Origin of the sequence: Microcoleus vaginatus PCC 9802 (genome assembly GCA_022701275.1) — a bacterium.
GTDB classification, from domain to species: domain Bacteria; phylum Cyanobacteriota; class Cyanobacteriia; order Cyanobacteriales; family Microcoleaceae; genus Microcoleus; species Microcoleus vaginatus_A.
Genome location: CP031740.1, coordinates 328,593 through 345,976, shown reverse-complemented (window position 1 = coordinate 345,976; position 17,384 = coordinate 328,593). Strand labels below are relative to the sequence as shown.

At 45.3% G+C, this 17,384-nt stretch carries 10 protein-coding genes and 1 pseudogene; 3 read left to right on the top strand and 8 right to left on the bottom strand.

Features of this window, described 5'->3' with window-relative positions; genetic code table 11:
* Nucleotides 1-36: 36 nt before the first annotated feature.
* The 3 genes from D0A34_01490 to proS all read right to left on the bottom strand — a co-directional run bounded on the left by D0A34_01490 (nucleotide 37) and on the right by proS (nucleotide 7,431).
* Nucleotides 37-2,097 carry a PAS domain S-box protein gene (locus D0A34_01490; protein UNU17704.1) on the bottom strand — a complete coding sequence of 687 codons (2,061 nt, stop codon included), beginning with the start codon at nucleotides 2,095-2,097 and terminating at the stop codon, nucleotides 37-39.
* 113 nt (nucleotides 2,098-2,210) lie between these two features.
* Nucleotides 2,211-5,186, bottom strand: coding sequence for a PAS domain S-box protein (locus tag D0A34_01485; GenBank protein ID UNU17703.1), 2,976 nt, complete (start codon nucleotides 5,184-5,186; stop codon nucleotides 2,211-2,213).
* A 439-nt stretch (nucleotides 5,187-5,625) separates the two neighbouring features.
* Nucleotides 5,626-7,431 (bottom strand): proline--tRNA ligase, encoded by a 1,806-nt coding sequence (proS, locus tag D0A34_01480; protein ID UNU17702.1) that lies wholly within the window; start codon nucleotides 7,429-7,431, stop codon nucleotides 5,626-5,628.
* 85 nt (nucleotides 7,432-7,516) lie between these two features.
* On the opposite strand from proS, the gene D0A34_01475 reads away from it, so the two are divergent.
* Complete coding sequence (locus D0A34_01475) at nucleotides 7,517-7,822, top strand: hypothetical protein (protein ID UNU22120.1); 306 nt, start codon at nucleotides 7,517-7,519, stop codon at nucleotides 7,820-7,822.
* 515 nt (nucleotides 7,823-8,337) lie between these two features.
* Nucleotides 8,338-11,469: an MFS transporter gene (locus tag D0A34_01470; protein ID UNU17701.1), complete on the top strand. Its 3,132-nt coding sequence runs from the start codon at nucleotides 8,338-8,340 to the stop codon at nucleotides 11,467-11,469.
* A 98-nt stretch (nucleotides 11,470-11,567) separates the two neighbouring features.
* On the opposite strand, the pseudogene D0A34_01465 reads toward D0A34_01470, so the two are convergent.
* A pseudogene (locus tag D0A34_01465) lies at nucleotides 11,568-11,707 on the bottom strand (Uma2 family endonuclease).
* Between the two features lie 285 nt (nucleotides 11,708-11,992).
* Here D0A34_01465 and D0A34_01460 point away from each other — a divergent pair.
* A complete protein-coding gene (locus tag D0A34_01460) occupies nucleotides 11,993-12,472 on the top strand; it encodes an Orange carotenoid protein (protein ID UNU17700.1) in 480 nt (159 codons plus the stop codon).
* 225 nt (nucleotides 12,473-12,697) lie between these two features.
* Here D0A34_01460 and D0A34_01455 read toward each other — a convergent pair whose 3' ends face one another.
* From D0A34_01455 to D0A34_01440, 4 genes are all read right to left on the bottom strand, one after another.
* Nucleotides 12,698-13,372: an acetoacetate decarboxylase gene (locus D0A34_01455; GenBank protein UNU17699.1), complete on the bottom strand. Its 675-nt coding sequence runs from the start codon at nucleotides 13,370-13,372 to the stop codon at nucleotides 12,698-12,700.
* A 629-nt stretch (nucleotides 13,373-14,001) separates the two neighbouring features.
* On the bottom strand, nucleotides 14,002-15,483 hold the full coding sequence (locus tag D0A34_01450) for an S-layer homology domain-containing protein (protein ID UNU17698.1): 1,482 nt from the start codon (nucleotides 15,481-15,483) through the stop codon (nucleotides 14,002-14,004).
* A gap of 166 nt (nucleotides 15,484-15,649) precedes the next feature.
* Complete coding sequence (locus D0A34_01445; GenBank protein UNU17697.1) at nucleotides 15,650-16,636, bottom strand: hypothetical protein; 987 nt, start codon at nucleotides 16,634-16,636, stop codon at nucleotides 15,650-15,652.
* A gap of 4 nt (nucleotides 16,637-16,640) precedes the next feature.
* Nucleotides 16,641-17,330 (bottom strand): polysaccharide deacetylase family protein, encoded by a 690-nt coding sequence (locus D0A34_01440; protein UNU17696.1) that lies wholly within the window; start codon nucleotides 17,328-17,330, stop codon nucleotides 16,641-16,643.
* Nucleotides 17,331-17,384: the final 54 nt, after the last annotated feature.

The following is a 17,384-nucleotide window of genomic DNA, read 5'->3' as shown; positions in this document are numbered from 1 at the left end:
ATCGCCCTTATTTTTAGAAAAAAACCTTTACTACAGCTATTTTCGGCATTGCAGTAAATAAGTAGTCATCTGGCCTTTGCCTTTAACTTCGATCGCGCCACGGTTTTCAAAGGAATACTTTTCTCGCAACTGCTGATAAGTTGTCTCTGTTACCTGAATACACCCCGGCAAGCCGTGAGATTCCATGGGGGAAGCGGTGTTAACGGTGTCTCCCCACAAATCGTAAATAAATTTTTTAATACCGATGACTCCGGCGACAACCGGGCCAGTGTTGATGCCGATTCTGATGCTGAAATCTTGATTGTGGGTATTGCTGAAGTCAGTAATTGCCTCCTGCATATCGATGGCCATTTCTGCGATCGCTTCTGCGTGATCCGGGCGAGGGATGGGCAGCCCTCCAACTACCATGTAAGCGTCGCCAATCGTCTTAATTTTTTCCAAACCGTGCCTTTCTGCTAGGTTGTCAAATGTCGAAAAAATGTCATTCAGCAAAGCAACTAATTGCGTTGGAGAAACTCGCGAACTGAGTTGAGTAAAACCTACTATGTCCGCAAATAAGACAGTAACATCAGCAAAAGTGTCTGCGATCGTACTGTCTCCCCGCTTCAACCGATTTGCTATTTCTTCAGGCAAAATATTCAACAGCAAGCGATCGGATTGTTCCTGCTGATATCGCAGTGCTTTTAAAGTATCATTAAGAGCATTAGTCCGTTCTTCTACTCTAAACTCTAACTCGTCATTCAGCTTTACAAGCTGCATTTCAGCCCGCCTGCGGTCTGTGATATCTGTACCAATTGCCAGCATTCCCGCGAACTTTCCTGCCGCGTCAAACAGCGGTTTATTTGCCCACGATACCCAAACGCGATCGCCGCTGCGCCGGATACTTTCATTCTCATTTCGCGTGTATTGTTCTGGGTTTTCCAAAATATCTCTCAACTTTGCTGCCAAGTCATTTCCTGCTGTATCTCTCTGGGGAATGATGGTTCCCACTGCGTTTTTGCCAATTATCTCTTTTTCATCGTAACAAAAAAAAATCTGTGCGAATTCGTTAAAAAAAGTAATATTTCCTTCCGTATCTAGTTTTAAAATAATGCTGTTAGCATTCTCGACTAATTCCCGATACTTAATTTCGCTTTGCCGCAGCGAATCCTCTGCTGATGCGCGTTCGGCTACAGTGGTAGCCAACAGCAGGGATGTAACTACAATTACGCTCATAAAAGCCTGCAAAAATAAGATTGCCTGATTGATATTTTCGGCTTTTGAAATAAAGGGACCCCCTCCCTGAGAACCGCCCCAAATGGCGATAGTGGAGACAATGAAAGATGCTAAAACAGCCCCCCCCTGGCCGAATTGAATGGTTGCCCAAATTACTAAGGGAAATGGCAAGTATTCGAGGGGATAACCGGAGAGACTACCTTCACTTTTTGAGTTATATACTAGCCAACTGACTGTTACTAATAACACCAGGCATATTCCGGCACCGATGCGATTTACAATTGTTTGAGAACCTGTAATTGGTGAAGGGATTGGCACTTGTTGGTGGTTGTATATAATCAACAGCAGGGGAGTAAAAATTAAAACTCCTAATGTATCTCCGAGATACCAATTCCATCGAATGTGCCAATATTCGCTCCAGTCCACTAAACCAGTTACACAGAGGCGCAGCGTCCCGAGAGTGCAGTTAATTTGAGTGGCAACTACAGCCCCGCAGAAAATTAAATTGACTACATCGATCAGCCGATCGAGTGAGGGGCGAAACTTTAGCTGTTGCAGCAAAGTAAATGCACACAAAGCTTGTAAACAAGCACAAAAAGCACTAATTATTCCACTTATTAAGGAAACCTTAATATTAATAGTATCGTAAAAAAATACACCTAAAGCTATTCCCGGCAAAACACGCCGCCCAAATAATAAAATTGCCGCTTGTGCAATTCCTGCGGGTGGCCAGACGCAGGTAGCTAATTTATTTACCCCTGGGATTGAAACTGCTATTTTTGCTGCCAAAGCATAAGCAAAAGCAAGGGCAGCTACTTTTGCTAAGTATTGCCAGTTTCTAGATTGAGGGAATCGCCGAAAGTGAATTTTTTGGGGAATCATACTGAGTGTTATATTTTTAACTAACTATAGCAACCGCGCCCGAAGATTAGGAAATTCTTAATTGTGAAACATGACTTCTTATATTGCTTCTTCCTTCTTCATTCTTCCTGATGCTATAACTTGATACCTGTAAGAAAATAAGTGTTCATCTGGCTTTTGCCTTTGACTTCGATCGCGCCGCGGTTTTCAAAGAAATACTTTTCTCGCAATCGCTCATAAGTTGTCTCTGTTACGTGAATACACCCCGGCCAGCCGTGAGACTCCATGCGGGAAGCGGTGTTAACTGTGTCTCCCCACAAATCGTAAATAAATTTTTTAATACCGATTACTCCGGCGACAACTGGGCCGCTGTTGATGCCGATTCTGATGCTGAAAGTTTTGTTGTGGGTATTGCTGAAGTCAATCATTGCCTGCTGCATATCCAGGGCCATTTGGGCGATCGCCTCTGCATGATCGCTGCGGGGCATTGGCAATCCTCCTACTACCATGTAAGCGTCGCCAATCGTCTTAATTTTTTCCAATCCGTGCTTTTCTGCTAGGCGATCGAATGTGGAAAAAATATCGTTAAGCAAGGAAACTAATTCGTGCGGAGAAATTTGGGAAGTAATTTGAGTAAAACCGACTATATCTGCAAATAATACTGTTACTTCGGAAAATGTATCGGCGATAATGCTTTGGTCTTGTTTTAATCTATCGGCGATCGCTTGCGGTAAAACGTTGAGTAGGAGACGATCGGATTTTTCTTGTTCTAAGCGCAAAGCTGCCTCAGCTTGTTTGCGAGTTGTGATATCTTGAACAGTACCTTCGTAATAAAGCAAATTTCCGTAGGAATCGCGCACGGTATAAGTATTTTCGGAAATCCAAATTATGCTGCCATCTCGGCGGTAAATTTGAGATTCAAAATCCGATACTTTGCCTTGTTGTTCTATTAAGCGGACTACCTCGGCGCGGCGATCGGGGTCAACATAAAGTTGTTGGCTAATATCAGTTAGTGTACCCAGCAATTCCTCGCGTGAACTGTAACCGTAAATGCGAAGCAAAGCAGGATTGGCGCTGAGATATTGCCCATCTGGAGTAGTTTGAAAAATGCCGACTATCGCATTTTCAAAAATGCTGCGGTATTTTTCTTCAGCTTGCCGCAGCGCTTCTTCCGCCCGCTGGCGTTCTCGCGCTTCCATTGCGAAAGTTACAGAGTCTGCTAGAGAAAGAGCGAAACTTTGTTCTTCAATCGTCCAAGGGCGGGGGATTCCTACGTGTTCTAAACAGAGAACTCCTGCTGTTTCTCCGCCTATTTGAATCGGCGTATCTAGCATAGAAGTGATGCCCAAGGGAATTAGGTAAGATTCCGCAAATTCTCTAGTTCTAAAATCTTTGTGCGCGTCAAAGGCAGCAATTGCGCGTTCTTCTTGCAGTGCTTGAAAATAGACAGGATAGTCTGCTGCTGTTAATTTCAAACCGTGTGAGTGCTGGTTGAGAGTGCGATCGAACAAATCCAGGCACTCCATCTTGGATTTAGTGCGATCGTACAGCCATACGCTCGATCGGGCAACTTCCAGAGTACGGCTAGCAGTTTGAGTTATTTGTTGAAGCGCTTTTGTTAAGTCGCCTTGATTCAGCGCTTTATTTTTGGCTAAATCAATTAATGCCGATTTCTGTTTCTGTAGCTGAAGTTCGCTTTGTTTTAGGGCATTTGTCCGCTCTTCAACTCGGATTTCCAGCTTTTCATTCAGCTTTTGCAGCGCTATTTGAGCTTTTCGGCGATCGGTGATATCTGTGCCGATGCAGAGGATTCCCAGGATTTCTCCCGCTGAACCAACCAGCGGTTTATTTGCCCAAGATACCCAAACGCGATCGCCACTGCGCCGGATATTTTCATTTTCATAGCTGGTAAAGCGATCGGGATTTTGTAAAATTTCATTATAAACCAACTCTAAGTTCTTCCCTTCGAGGTCTGTCTGGGGAATAATTGTTCCCAGTGCATTTTTACCAATGATTTCTTCCTGAGTGTAGCCAAAGAATATTTCCGCAAATTCGTTAAAAAAAGTAATATTGCCGTTAGCATCCACTTTCAGAATAATGCTGCTAGCATTTTCCACCAATTCTCGATATTTAATTTCGCTTTTTCGCAGGGAATTTTCTGCCTCGGCGCGTTCAGCTACCGTCGCTGCCAATAAGAGCGAGGTAATTGTAACTACAGCCATAAAAGCTTGCAAAAATAAGATAGCCTGAGTGATATTGTCGGCTTTGGCTATGAACGGCCCCCCTCCCTGAGAACTGCCCATAATTGCGAGGCTTGAGACAATGAACGATGCTAGGACAGCGGCTCGTTGACCGAATTGGAGCGCAGACCAAATTATCAAAGGAAACGGCAAATATTCCAGGGGATAACGAGAAATAGAAGCTTCACTTTTCGAGTCAAAAACAAGCCAGCTCACCCCAATTAATAATATTAACCATACTCCCCGCCAAATTAAATATTTTTTATGCTGAATTTTTGTTGGTTTTTTTAAACGCTTTACGCTTACTTTAGGGCGAAAAAATATTAAAATTAAGGGAGTTAAGATTAAAACTCCCATTGTGTCTCCCAAGCACCAATTCCATCGAACCGACCAATATTCTGCCAAATCTACTTTCCCCGCTAAATATAGGGAAAACACGCCAATAGTGCAACTGATTTGAGTAGAAATTAGACCGCCAAACAAGATTAAATTAACTACATCTTTCAAGCGAGCAAGAGATGGACGAAACCCCATCCTGCCCAGGGCAGTTACTGCAAAAACAGCTTGCAGAATGGCCCCGGCGTTTCCTCCCAGCCAAACCGCGAATATCTGTTCATTTGGGTTAACAAAATTTAGCAGAAATGTACCCAAAACTATGGCAGGCCAGACTTTTCTCCCAAACAATAAAAGTCCAGCTTGTGCAATTCCTGCGGGTGGCCACACCGAGGAAGCGAAGGGACTAACACCTTGAATTGACATTGCTAGCCTCGCCCCCACGGCGTAAGCGACAGCAACGACAGTTACTTGAACTAAGTACCGCCCAATTCGGGATTGAGGGAATCGAAGAAACTGATTTAGGTTCAGATTCATACCGAGTTTTAAGTTTTAGATAATTTCACATCTCAAGGAAGAAGGAAGAGGGAAGAAGGAAGAAGGAAGAGGGAAGAGGGAAGAAGGAAGAAGGAAGAGGGAAGAGGGAAGAAGGAAGAGGGAAGAAGGAAGAGGGAAGAGAGAAGAAGGAAGAGGGAAGAAGGAAGAGGGAAGAAGGAAGAGGGAAGAGGGAAGAAGGAAGAGGGAAGAAGGAAGAGGGGGGGAGCATATCATATTGGTAAAAACACTCCTTCTGGCTCCTTCTTTCTTCCTCTTTCCCTCCTGCATCCTGCCTCCTGTCTCCTGCCTCCAAACTCCAATTTCTAGCGGGGGTGCTTTCATTGAGATGCTCCCAAGAGGGGAGCTAATTTAGGGTGTATACCGCGCACATTGCGAGCCTAAATATAGGTGCAGCGCGCACCTTACTGGTTAAAAAGTCTTAGCTGATGGCGGCTTCAATCCACTGTTTTAAAGTAGAATTTACTTCATCAATGAGAATTTCCTGGGATTTGTGAGTTGCTCTTTCCACGACTTCAACTTTACCGGCTTTCAGCGAACGACCCGGAACAATGCGATAGGGAATGCCGATTAGATCGGCATCTTTGAATTTAACTCCGGCTCGTTCGTCGCGGTCATCTAGCAAGGTTTCAATGCCAGATTGGTTGAGTTCTGCGTAGAGTTTTTCGGCGACTTCTACTTGTTGGGCGTCGGAAATATTGGGGATGCTAATGATGGCGTGATACGGGGCGATCGCCACTGGCCAAATTATCCCGTCTTTGTCGTAGGATTGTTCTACGGCCGATTGAGCTAGCCGCGACACGCCGACGCCGTAGCAGCCCATAACAAAGGGCATTTCTTCGCCTTGTTCGCTGGTGTAGGTGGCGCCCATTGCTTGGGAGTATTTGGTTCCTAATTGGAAGATGTGGCCGACTTCGATGCCTCTGGCGCTTTGCAAGGTTTGTTCGGGGTTGTGCACGGCCCGATCGCCCTTTTTGGCTGTTCTGACACCCACAACGGTTGCGGGTAGGGGAAATTCTTTGTTCCAATTCGCCCCGACAACGTGGTATCCTGATTCGTTTGAACCGGTGACAAAGTTTGTCAGGTCAACTGCAGTGCGATCGACTAAACGCAAAAACTTAGAGTTTACCTCCTTGCTTCCAGCGATATAATCATCAGCAACATCGGGAGCCATATAACCGAGAGGTAAAGATTTAGCAGCCCATTTCCGCTGAGCTTCCGCATCGGGAACAGTCAAAAATAAAACATTTTTAGCTTGATAATTACCCGCTAACTTCGTCAATTCATTCAGTAACTTTACCTGATTCACATCTTGGTCGCCGCGAATGCTTACCAATACCAAGACTGTAATGCCATTATCGTAAACAGCCTGGTAAAGCACATTTTTGACAACTTGCGTCGGAGAACATTTCAAAAATTTGCAAAGTTTATCAATTGTTTCCGTTCCCGGCGTTTCCCGCTTTTCAAAAGTTGCAAAGGGCGACGGTTCGGCGTCAGCAGGCATCGATACAGCCTTTTCCACATTAGCTGCATACTGACCGTCTTCAGTATAAAGAACTTCATCCTCGCCCGCTTCTGCCAGCACCATAAACTCTTGAGAACCAGAGCCGCCAATTGCTCCCGAATCGGCATCTACTGCTCGGAATTGCAAGCCAGATCGGCGCAGCATATTGCTATAAGCTTGAGCCATATCCTGATAAGTTTTTTTCAGACTTTCTTCGTTAGTGTGGAAAGAATAGCCATCTTTCATAATGAATTCGCGACCGCGCATCAACCCAAAACGCGGGCGAATTTCATCGCGAAACTTAGTTTGAATTTGATAAAGATGTAAAGGCAATTGCCGATAGGAACGAATCATATCTTTAGCAATTGTAGTAATCACTTCTTCGTGAGTAGGGCCCAGTCCCAATTCTCGCTGCTGCCTGTCTGTCATTGCAAACATAATACCTTCAGCTTGAGTATAGGTATCCCAGCGGCCGGATTCCCGCCACAAATCGGCCGGTTGCAATTGCGGGAGGAGGCATTCTTGAGCGCCGGTAGCGTCCATTTCTTCGCGCACAATTTGAGATACTTTTTTGAGAACTCGCCACATTAATGGGAGATAAGCGTAAATACCGCTACCGATGCGCCGGATGTATCCGGCACGGAGTAATAGTTTGTGGCTGGGAATTTCTGCTTCTGCCGGGTCTTCACGCAGGGTAACAAAAAGCATTTGAGAGAGTCGCATGGCTGATTTCCTTAAAATACCGGATGATTGTAATCTTAGATTAACTTCTGATATTATCAGACGTGAGCCGGATTTGATTAAATATATGAATAAAATTTGGGCAAACTACGAAAAAGGTATGGCAGTATTTGATAATTGTCACTCTCCTACTGTGCAATCTCAGTGGCTTGCCTTAAAAGATGAAATAGGAGAATTTGTTCGAGAACCTAATTTCAGCGAAATTTGGGATATTGTTCATGCTGCTGGTCGATTGCTTTACAAAATAATCGGAATTCCCTTATATTTACTAGCCTATCCTACTGTTCGCAAACACAGTCAACGTTTCGAGGAGTACGGCTGTATTCGCAGCATTCGGAACTGTGAGGGTAAATGCTGCGGCAAAAATTCGTAGCCTAGGCGGCGGCGCACCCGATATCATGTTTGTTGAATTGCCTGTAATTAGATTTAGAAACCCTCGATCGCACCAGAGTGATTATGCAGCTCGATCGCTCGGAATTATTAGCTCGTTTTGAGCCTAAAAATCAAACTGAATCCTAAATCGGTAACGCACTATACGATATCTGGGTGCACCGAAGATCACTTTACTACTATTGATAATGGGTGGCGATCGCCCCCCGCCTCAAACTTGCCCCTTTTATGCGAACTCTGCTGCTACCAGTCGCATAAAAACTAATTTCTGACTTTAGACGGATTTATTTTTTACCTTCTGCAGGCATAATAACAATTAAGGATGAGATCACTAGAGAAGTGATTTACGGCTCATCCCAATTTCACTAATAAGGGCTTCCGTAAGATTAAGCCTGACCAAAACAAACCATCATCTAAAGATTACAAAATCCCCTCTAAAGAAAGTTGGGGTCAAGTTTTGCTATGCCTAACTCGGCATAAAAGTGTAGGAGGTAATTTATGTTAGAAAGCGAGTTATTAATGTCGCTGTACAGTCCCAAACTCAATATTTCCCAAATGCCAGTAGAAATAGATGTGCCATTTGACCACCCCGATATCGGAGGGCTGATGTTTTTAAGCCCTCAGTTTTTCGTAGCCTTAATCGCCGGAGTCATTATGGCTTTCGGCTTCCAATTCCTGTTAACAAATTTCTCGATAGCTGCCAAAATCTCAAATTGGGACGAGGCTTTACCCGACGGTGACGATGATGATGAGTCCGAAAGTTTAGGCACTAAAGTTCGGAAAATCGAAGGTTTAGTCGGGGGTTGGATTTTAGTCACCGTTAACCTGGCTTTATTTTTGGCTTGTTTTCTGGCAGTCAAACTAACTTCAATTGCCTCGGTAGACGGAGCGGCAATTATTGGTGTGGTAATCTGGGCTGCGTACTTTTTAACGCTGGTGTGGCTCGGTTCTAGCGCCGTTGGTTCCATGATCGGTTCCTTGATAAAAACTGCTTTTTCAGGCGTTCAAGGCGTCATGGGTACTGCTGGTGCAGCCATCAGTGGCAAGATGGCTAGCGACCAAATGGTCAATACTGTAGAGGCATCTGTTGCCGCTGTACGTCGCGAGTTGAGTTCGGCGGTAGACCCGGATAGCATTCGCGAAACACTGCAAGATTATGTGGGTTCTTTGCAGTTACCGAAACTAGATGTTAAGGAAATTCGCGGTCAATTTGAAAAGTTGCTGGGCGATGCAGATATCAAATCTCTTGCGGGAAGCGACGTTCTGAAGAATGTTAACCGCCAGACTTTTGTGGATTTAGTTAAGAGTCGCACAGACTTTTCTCAAGAGGAAATAACTCAAGTTGCTGACCAACTCGAAGGGGTTTGGAAGCAAACATTTGGCAAGCAGCAAGAGCAGAAAGACCCGAATTTAGAGTTGGTTGATTTTCTCAAGTTTGCGGCTCCCGATTTGCTGAAGTCTGACGAACTCAACGCCAAGCTGTCTCAAATTCTGGAAAGTAGGGAAAACAAATCGGAATCCAGCAGCGGCATGAAGCGAGCAATGCAGTTGGGTATGGGTTCTCTTGTGAACACTGTTTTGTCGCGGACGGATTTGTCTGATTTGGATGTTGAAAAAATCACTGGTCAGTTGCAGCAACTGACAGCCAAAGGGACGGAACAAGCTAAATCTTTGGCTTCTAAGGTGGGCGACAAAGTGCCTGCGCTGCCTTTCAATACAGCTAAGGCTGATGTGGAAAACTACTTGATGAATGCCCAACCGTGGCATCTCAACCGGGAGACAATCAAGCAAGAATTTAGGGATGTGATTTACGACCCGGAAGCCTCTCCTGGGGCTGTTTTGCGCCAGTTAGAGATGTTTAATCCCGATTATTTTGTAGGGATTCTAGGCCGCCGCGAGGGGTTTGCTCCGGAACAGGTGACGGAAATTGCCGAACAGCTTGAAGGTGTCCGACAAGAAGTGTTGGAAATTGTGCAAGCTGCTGCTGGTGAAGAACAGTCTCAAGATTTGCGGAGCCGGATTGAGAATTATTTGCGATCGACTGGCAAAGATGAGCTGAATCCTGAAGGTATAGAGCGGGATTTCCAAGCGCTTTTGGAAGACCGGGATGCTGGTTTTGAGGCTTTGCGCGATCGCCTTTCGCAGTTTAACCGCGATACTTTGGTACAGTTGCTGGGTCAGCGGGAAGATTTCAGTCCCGAGGAAGCCGATCAGTTAATCGGGCGACTGGAGAGTTCGCGCGATCGCGTGATTTCTCAAGCTCAAGAATTGCAAGAGCAAGCGAAATCCAAAGCGCAAGAATTGCGGCAAAAAGTAGAAGACTATCTCCGCAATACTAATAAGGAAGAACTCAATCCAGAAGCGATCGAGCGCGAGTTTCAAACGCTTTTAAGCGACCCGGAAGCCGGATTTAAATCGCTGAGAGAACGCTTATCTCAATTCGACCGCGATACGCTGGTGCAGTTGCTGTCACAGCGCCAAGACCTCAGTGAAGAACAGATCAATCAGGCGATCGACCGGATGGAATCTGTGCGTGATAACATTATCCACGCGCCACAAATGGTAGCAGATAAAGCTAAGGAGCAGTACGAGGAAGTTACCGCAAAAATTGGCGAGTATCTGCGGAATACAAACCTCGATGAACTTGATCCAGAAGGCATCAATCGAGATTTGACCAAATTGTTTGAAAATCCCAAAGAGGGTGCTTTGGCACTTCGGGATAGACTTTCTCAGGTCGATCGCGAAACTTTGGTCAAGCTGCTGTCTCAGCGGGAAGATTTGAGCGAAGAACAGATCAATCGGACGATCGATCGCGTGCAAGATTCGATTCGCAGCATCGTGAAATCGCCCCGCCGCTTGGCATCTCGCGCTCAAAAAACAGTCCGGGATTTCCAAGGTAGTTTGGAAAATTACTTGCGGAATACGGACAAGGAAGAACTCAATCCTGAAAGCATCAAACGCGATTTGCAGTTGCTGTTTAGCGAGCCAGGAATGGGGATGCAAAGTTTGGGCGATCGCCTGAAGCACTTCGATCGATCGACTCTGGTAGCATTGCTGTCGCAGCGAGAAGACATCTCGGAAGAGGAAGCTAACAGAATTGCCGACCAAATGGAATCTGTCCGCCACCAAATTGTCGAACAAGTTCAAATGGTTCAGGACAAGTTTCAGTCAGCAATGGATGGTATCTTCGGGAAAATCCGGGATTACCTGAATTCGCTCGATCGACCAGAGCTCAACTACGAAGGCATCAAGCGGGACTTCCGCAAAGTGTTTGACGACCCGCAGGCCGGATTTGACGCGATTAAAGAGCGTTTAGGTGAGTTTGATCGTGGTACTTTAGTTGCCCTGCTGAGTTCTCGTTCCGATATTTCCGAGACTGACGCTCACCGAATTGTTGACCAAATGGAAGGAGCCCGGGACAGCGTTTTATTGCGATCGGAGCGCCTGCAAAATGAAGCCAAAAAACGCATTAAACAGCTCAAGAACAAGACCAAGCAGCAAGCAGAAGATGCGCGGGAAGCCGCAGCAACTGCTGCTTGGTGGCTGTTCGGTACGGCTCTGACTTCTGTGGTTGTTTCCGCTTTGGCTGGAGCAATAGCAGTCAACGGTATTTCTGGTTTGTTTAGCTAGAGCTTAAACCAGTTTCAATTAAAGTTCTCCTGATTCTAGGCTGGCTGTTTGCCAGCCTATTTTCTTTGGAAAGATATCAAAGTTTTTTATAATTCAATGTGGGCGGTACCTTTAGCAGCAATGTTTACAAGTTCTCCCTTGATTAACTCAACTCGCTCTCGTTCTCACCAAAGAACCCCAGTTCTGTCAGGCGCTGATATTCCGCTATGGTGAAGCGTTTGGCAGTTGCGATCGACATAACAGCCACCTCTATACAGGTCTGTGGCGATTATAGGCGATCGTCGATCGGCTAAACAATGCTAATCATGAGCACAGCTCACAACAATCTTGTCAAATTTGCCTCATCCTTTGGTTGCAAATTTCCCAAATTTTGGTGAGTTTACTCGACGAACTTATGTCCGGGATCATATCTGCCTTAAGCAAGATTCTAGCATCACTATTTATTAGGTACTTTAACTAAGTAGCAAAAAAAAAGTTTTCTAACTAAGAAAGCTGAGCAATACATATTATTTTGGAGGCTTGAATGACATTTACTACTTCCGGTGCTTACGACCAAGGAAAAGCAGATATTCAGAGCTTGAGTGTAGACGACCAATTAGCTTTGCTGTGGTTTGTTTACACCGAAATGGGCAAGTCAATAACGCCAGCGGCTCCCGGTGCTTCCGGTTCCGAAATCGCTCAGGGTTTGTTCGATCAAGTCAAACCGCTGTCCCACGAAGAACAACTACAAGTAATGCGCGACATTGCCTCAAAAGCCAATACTGAAATCAGCCGGATGTACGGCTCAATGAGTCCTGAAACCAAGCTGGCTTTTTGGTATTTTCTAGCATTAGGAATGGACGAAGGAACTATTATACCCATGCCTCCCGACTATGAATTTCCAGAAGCAGGAAAAGCTTTATTAGGAAAGGTTCAGGCGATGGACTTTCAGCAGCAAATTGATTTCCTTCGCGGTACAGTTTTAGTAATGGGTGCTGAAGCCGCTCCGGGGGCTGGCATTTAAAAATAGGACTTACGAAAAAAAACCCGGTTTCTCGGAGAATATTGGGTGTGGCAACGACGCATTTAGGAAGAAACCCGGTTTTTAGCCGTTTGATGCGTAAGTCCTCAAAAAGATTAGTAAGTAGCTCAAACTAATACGCCGCGCCAGAAACCCGGCTTCTTCAAGAAACCGGCTTTCTGGCTGTTCTGTTTTTTTAGGTTGACGGGGAAGCTCCGTACTTTACAGCTAATAACTGAATTCAACGGCTCTGTTTCCCACCAATTCCGGCGCACCGACTGTTAAACGCATATCTTCGCAGGCAACTGTTAGCAAGGGCTGACCTAAGTTTAAACTGGCAAAAGGACTTTCTTCTGCCACTTCTAATTCGCCTTTAATCAAACCGATGCGAGACTCTAATCCTCCTTTAAACAACAGCAAATTGCTGCGGTCAGCGCTGAAAACATTTCCGCTAAAAGGCAGCGGTAAGGCTAAACTTTGCTGGCTGTAATTGAGGCTGCACAGTTGACGGTTTTCTTGGCGAACTGTGACGCGGTAGCCTAGCGGTGCTGCCTTTACCGAATGGCTACCTTCCCAACTAAATTGAGCTAATTCTTTAGGAAGCCCCCAAATTTCGCGCCCGCCGGCTACCGAGTTAGGATTGTCTACGTAGATGTGGGAAATCCAAGCGCCCCATTTTCCTGCATAATTGGCGATCGCGCTAACTACAATTAACTCATTGTACTCCATCACCGAACCCAACCCGTAGGAGGATATATAAATGCCACCTAGGGTTTTTCCTGGCAATAAAGAGACAATTTCTAACTCAGAGGGAACCAAGGGGCGCACTCGTGCCACATCTACCAATTGTAAAGTCTGAACAGCATAACCTTGCAGATTCCAAGGTGCAGGTGGATATACCATTTTCACTCATTAAATATCTGAGATTTTATCTTTATTTTAGCTTAGGGTCTAAAAAGCGACAGCCCTTTGCATTTCTTCACACCTGGTTAGTAAATTTAGTTTATTTAAAGAAATTAATATGTGGGCATAAATTAGATGAATATTTGAAGAGGGAATTTAGCTGCTAAAAAGTATGTATTTTACGGTACTATCTGGACGTATAAGCTGTTGTGCATTTAAATTGTATGTTGAGAGCGGGGTCTCCTGCCCACCCACAAGAGTGTAAATTTATTTTACCATGCAATTTAAATGCGGATTAGCTTAATACTAAACTTGGGGGGAAAATTATTTTTTTATATAACTCGGCGATTTAAATCGAAATGTCAACTTTCCTGCTATCTGTAAGAGCAGGTTTTACCCACAATACGTGCCTGTAACTAAAGATTTAAATAAACCCGGCCCCACAAAGCGGTAAATCATCATGTACATTTTTTGGATTAGTATCGAAGTAAAAATTGACGTGGGTTATCTGTTGTGTGGGGGCGGGTTTAGTAATATTGTTAGTGAAAATTAGATATTATTCGTAAAACCCGCCCTACAGACACTATCCGCGTTAATCCCCGTTCATCTGCGCTTAAAGAGCTGCAAATCTACTTACTAGCATAACCCGTGCTCACCAAAAACTCCCGCAACTTCCCAAAGAATTGAGTGCGATCGCGCCCTTGATAAACTCTCTCCAACAACTGCCAACCTTCCGCCTCCTGGCCCATGACATACTTGTTCGCCATGAAGGCAGCCAAAACCCCCTTCACATCTCCATTTTCACTCAAACGCTTGTTAGATTCTAGCCAAAGCTCAGCAGAATTCGTGTATACTTCCACCGGATACTCTTTGCTAACATCTTGCATTTTACCTTGGCGGTACTGCCAAATTTGCAGCGGAAAGCGAGAATCAGCGTAATTTGTAAAAGCCTCGGAAAATCTGCCGTCCTGACTCTTAAACTCTGGGATATCATTTTTGCCAAAATCCACTATTTCGTAACTCACATTGCCCCAGAAATGCTTGAGATGAGTGTATTTGTTAGCTGCTGAGTCGTAGCGGTAAATAAACGAATAATTGCAGCAGCGGACGCCGCTTTTGATTGACACTAAATCTGCCAGCACTTCCGGTTCCTTGTCGCCGTCCAAATCACGGATTCGCAGCGATAAAAAACGTCCTTCTGATATTTCTTCGCTGGCTCTTTTGTCTGGATTATCTACTAGAGAACGAGTCGGTATCAGCACTGGTTCTTCTAATAAACTTTTACCGTCGCGGATAATTGTGATGCGGAGATTTTTAGCATTTTCTGCTTCTTTTACGAAAGAAACTTCCGCCCTAACTTTCCCCGCTTCCGAGATTTCTGTTGTTCTCGGCGGGCCGATATTCGCCGGAACTTGGGCAATATATTCGGCAGGAACTAAGGCAGTTTGGCCGGGTTTAGCGAGCGCCTGACAGAAAAAAGTTGCGACTTCTGCGCGAGTAACATTCCGAGTAGGTTCTAGCTGTTTAACAGCCGGATAATTGACCACAAGTTGTTTTTCTGTGGCGGCGGCGATCGCATTTCTTGCCAGTTCGGGAATTTGCGACGCATCCTCAAAAGTCGCCTCCAAAACCTCAGCCGCCGACCCCGTAGGTGTATATTTCAAGCCGCTGGTTAAAGCTACCAAAGCCTGCCAGCGGGTAATATTCAAAGTCGGGTTAAAGATACTGCCACTGTATCCAGACATAAAACCCGTCTGATAAGCTTCTCGAATTGCTTTAAAACCCCAGTAATTTGTAGGAATATCTGCAAAGTCGATCGGAGCGCGGACGGTTTTGGCATCGGGAAAAGCCATGCGAACCATCGCCGCAAACTCAGCGCGGCTAACTGGGCGATTCGGGCGAAAAGTGCCGTCTTCGTAGTAGCCACTGATGATTTTTTTCTCTGCTAACTCCTCAATACAAGCTTGCGCCCAATGGTCGTTAACATCCTTAAATTTGGCTTGAGCAAATGCCGGCGCTACATTCAGGCCCGGAAACATTAAATTCCCGATGATTATCCCTAGGGCTACCACTAAACCGATAATAGCTTGCCGTCTGTGCGATCGAATCATAGAACAGACTCCTCTACTTACAAATTGGCGATCGAAACTTTCGGAAACTTTGTTTATATAATATCAGCTATATTAACCAGATTTAATACCATTTATTAAAAATCTACCGACGACTATGGACACGGTACTGCCGTGCCCCTACTTTTTAGAGCTGGTATAATCAAGCTTACTTCGACTCTAAAGTCATCTCCATCGCCATTTTTGTTTTGATTGTTGATTCTTGAGAACTGCCAGCATTTTTAGCACTCATTTCGCTATTTGAACTAAGAGACACAGTAGAGCGAGAAGGAATTAATCTATCCAAGCGCATTGTGGCTGCTCCCCGACCCTGAGAAGCAAAAGATTTTAGGGTTAAGGTAGTTCCCGGAGGCAGTTGGGGAGAGGTAATATTTTGGGGGTTTGCTTGCTGCTCTATACTTACATTCATAGAAGCAACTCCATCTTGCCAGCTAGCCAATTCATAAGTAGCAACGTCCTTCACATTAATACCACTGAAACTAGAGGAAGAAGAAACGCGCCATTTGGCTCCTTTTCCGACGGCTTCGGCAGGCAGCGGCGAGGCAAGTTGCTCTATAGAGTTAGACATTTGTCGAACCATTTGTTTGACGTTATTGTCAGCTCCTTCGGGCCAAATAATGTCGCCTCCTTTATGAAAACCGCGATTGTCCATGATGAAAGAGCCTTTCACTCCCACCATGTTTTTGAGTGCAGAACGCATGGCATTTAGGGCGGCGGGCTGGGTATTTCCAGTATCACCGACGATATCTGCATTAGTGTAAGCAAACTCGTAGTAAATATCGCCGTTGGGAGCGATTTTAGTGACTTTGGTCTCGAAAGTCATCACCGATACTGGAATTTTAGCCGCCGCCGAAGACTGACCGGACGCGGATATGTCCATATCCATTTTTACGGTCATCACAGTTGTTTGTTTGACATCGATAGCTGGCTTTAAACGCAGTTGCTGTCGGGGTTCCACTCCCGGATTTAGCAGTTCCACTTGCGGGGTTTTCGAGTTGGCGGCAGGCGCGGATACGCCAGGGGCTGGCTGCTGCACTACAAGGGGAGTTTCTGCACTTATAGAAGCAGGAGAAAGCTCGATCGCCCATCCGGCGCTCGCCAAACAAAGAGATGCTAGAAACAGTGTTTTTTTCATGGATTTATTTTCCTGTTATTGGAATGTTGGCCTGTTCCCACAGTCGATCGACTGTCACGAATTTGTAACCTTTATACAAAAGCAATGGAATTATTTTATCCGCCGAAGCTGCAACATCTTCGCCGCCGCAATAGCCGTCGTGCAGTACAATAATAGATCCGTTTTCAGTTTGCTGCACGATGCGACTAATAACTTTCTTAACCCCTGGTCGCACCCAATCTTCTGGGACCACACTCCACATTACGGGGCGATATTCCCACTGTTGCAATAACTCTAATGTTCGCGGCGTAAAAATGCCGTTCGGCGGTCGCACGTCCAGGATTAATTTTGGGTCTAAATCGCAAGCTTTGGCAATTGCTTGTTGCGTGTCTTCTAAACTTTGTTTGAGTTCGTGGGTTTTGAGTTTGGGAAACGATATATGCTGATAGCCGTGGAGGCCGATCCAGTGTCCGCGCTCGTACACTTCTCTAGCCGTTTCTGGATGCCTGTCAACGCAAAAACCTAGCCAGAAAAAACTAGCTTTGATGTCGTATTTATCTAAAATTTTTAACAGTTGAGGTGTATGCTGACGGTGCGGCCCGTCGTCAAATGTGAGGGCAATTTCTCGGCTGTTGATATCTCCCGTCCACAGACATCTGGGAAAAGCAGATTTGAGGATGGGATGAACGACAGGAAACAAAGGTGCTAAGGGCATTGATTAACCTTGATAAATGCGATCGGGTAGAAATGAAGCTGCGTTACAATAGAA